Origin of the sequence: Roseibium sp. TrichSKD4, assembly GCF_000148725.1 — a bacterium.
Classification (GTDB): domain Bacteria; phylum Pseudomonadota; class Alphaproteobacteria; order Rhizobiales; family Stappiaceae; genus Roseibium.
Map to the genome: position 1 here is coordinate 1 of NZ_GL476308.1, position 1,107 is coordinate 1,107.

General features: G+C 57.4%; 1 protein-coding gene. It reads right to left on the reverse strand.

The features are described 5' to 3' along the window. Positions 1-1,107 (reverse strand): Tn3 family transposase (locus TRICHSKD4_RS05570; RefSeq protein WP_139051987.1); only part of this gene is annotated, 1,107 nt, incomplete at both ends.

The window sequence follows — 1,107 nt, forward strand, 5'->3', positions numbered from 1 at the left end:
GCGAGATATGCCTGAGCAGGTACTCTGGCGTATCCAGTCCTGCGCTTCGGCGCCGCAGGACTGCTTTGCCGAGCTGATCTGTGTTCCAGTAGACAATGATGGCGGTGAGCAGGTTCAGGCAGGCCAAACGGAAATGCTGACCTTCTGTGGTCCGATCCCGGATTTCGCCTTGGCGACCGATCCACAAGGCATCCTTCAGTGCATGGTGTGCCTCGCCTTTGTTCAGCCCGACAGTTGAGCGGCGCTGCATGTCCATATCGAGCGCCCATTCGATGATGAACAGTGTCCGTTCGATCTGTCCGATTTCCCGCATCGCGATGGCCAGATCGTTCTTGCGCGGCCGGGCTGACAATCGCTTGAGGATCTGGCTTGGTGGCACCTTGCCTGACCGCATCGTGGCGGTGCACCTCAGCACATCGCCCCAGTTGTCGATGAAGGTCTGTTCCCGGACCTTGCCTCCGACAAGGGACTTAAGTTCTTTCGGAACGCTTTTGAGATCAAAGACATAGAACCGCTTGGATTTCAGGTCGCGAATACGGGGAATGAAGCGATAGCCCAAAAGCGCGAAGGCGGCGAATACGAGATCGGTGAACCCGCCGGTGTCGGCATAGTGTTCCTTGATTTTCTTGCCGATCTCGCTCAGGCACAATCCGTCCAGAATGTACGGTGCTTCACTCACCGTGGCCGGGATCGAATTGATCCAGTACGGCCCGTACAGGTCGGAAACATGGGTATATGCCTTCAATCCCGGTATGTGCGTGTTGTACTTCGCATTGACGAGGTTCATGGCCTCCCCCTGTCTCGTGGTCGGGAAGAACTGACCATCGCTGGAGGAAGTTTGCCCCGAACCCCAGTGTTGGGCCATGGGAAGCCTGGACTGCGCGTCGAGTACGATGGCCAGTGCCTCGTTGATCGCGTCGCTTTCGACAAACCAGCGCGACAGGCGGGACAACTGGGAATACTCGTGGTTCGCGGTCGCGGCAGCCATTTTGCTCAGGCCAACGTTCAGTCCCTCGCCGAGAAGAACGGTCGTGAGCGTTCGGTATTCCCGCTCTGACGGGAGCGCAGTGGGGTGATAATGTCCATTTTCGTTATGGACATTGTGAG